Below are 1,178 nucleotides of genomic sequence, written 5' to 3'. Positions count from 1 at the left end.
CTGCGGCGCCTGCATGGCCTCCACCAGATCGCACACGCAGACCTCCCCCTGACCGTGCAGCAGGCAGATCAGGCTGAGGCGAATATCGTCGCCGAGGCATTTGCAGAGCTGGGTGGGTGTAAGCATGTGCGAACCTTATATCCGCATATTCGGAAATACGGATATTAGCGACATGATACGCGACACGCAACATGCTTCATTCAACATCGCGGGGCGATTTCATGACGATGACGGAAAGAAAAAGGCCGCGCCCGAAGATCAGGCACGGCCTTGTAAAAGATCGCAGGAGCGGGTTTTCCTTGTAGCTCGCCGCTTGAAGCTCGTAGCGGCCTTTATTCCTTCAGCTTCTTTTCGATCTCATCGATGCTGATATGGCGCACATCCTTGCCTTCCACCAGATAGATCACCTGTTCGCCGATATTGCGGGCATGGTCGCCGATGCGCTCCAGGGCGCGCAGGGACCAGATGATGTTGAGTACCCGGGAAATGGCCCGCGGATCTTCCATCATGAAGGTGACCAGCGAGCGCATGGCGCTGCGATATTCCAGGTCCACTTCTTTGTCTTCGGCGGCCACGGCCAACGCTTTCTGGGCATCGAAGCGGGCAAAGGCATCCAGGGAATCGCGCAGCATGTTGCGCACATGGTTACCGATATGGCGCACTTCCACATAACCGCGGGGCGACTCGCCTTCTTCCGCCAACTGCAGCCCCATGCGGGCAATTTTGGCTGACTCATCACCAATGCGTTCAAGGTCGGACACCGCCTTGGACACGGCAATAATCAAACGCAAATCCGACGCCGCCGGCTGGCGCAGCGCCAACACCTTGGTGCATTGCTCGTCGATCAGAATTTCCAGATTATCGACCCGGTCTTCGGTTTCTATCACTTTTTCTGCCAGCGCCGAGTCTGCCTGCAGCAATGCCTGAAGCGCATCCACTACCTGCTTTTCCACCAGACCACCCATTTCCATCAGGTGGTTACGGATGGATTCCAGCGCTTCGTTAAACTGGGTCGAGCTATGCTCGCCAAAATGCATACGGTCCATTCTCTTGCTCTCCTTACCCGCGCGTTAACCGAAGCGGCCAGTGATATAAGCTTCCGTCAGATCGTGTTCGGGCTTGGTGAACACAGTCTCGGTATCATTCATTTCCACCAGACGACCCAGGTGGAAATAGGC

Annotated in this window: 1 protein-coding gene and 1 pseudogene; both read right to left on the bottom strand. The window is 56.0% G+C overall.

The genetic code is table 11. From position 1 onward, the window contains the following. Window positions 1-332 precede the first annotated feature (332 nt). Window positions 333-1,046, bottom strand: a complete 714-nt coding sequence (gene phoU, locus A3730_RS22530; RefSeq protein WP_063519543.1) for a phosphate signaling complex protein PhoU — start codon at window positions 1,044-1,046, stop codon at window positions 333-335. Between the two features lie 24 nt (window positions 1,047-1,070). Further along, window positions 1,071-1,178: pseudogene (locus tag A3730_RS30575) on the bottom strand (phosphate ABC transporter ATP-binding protein); the annotation flags it as partial.

The sequence above is a fragment of the Alcanivorax sp. HI0044 genome, from assembly GCF_001634945.1.
The sequence above is the reverse complement of the archived record's forward strand: the minus strand, read 5'-3'. Positions and strand labels throughout refer to the sequence as shown.

What these genes read in the sequence shown, in the direction of transcription:
- phoU (WP_063519543.1), bottom strand. Translation starts at nt 1,046, where the DNA reads ATGGACCGTATGCATTTTGGCGAGCATAGCTCGACCCAGTTTAACGAA.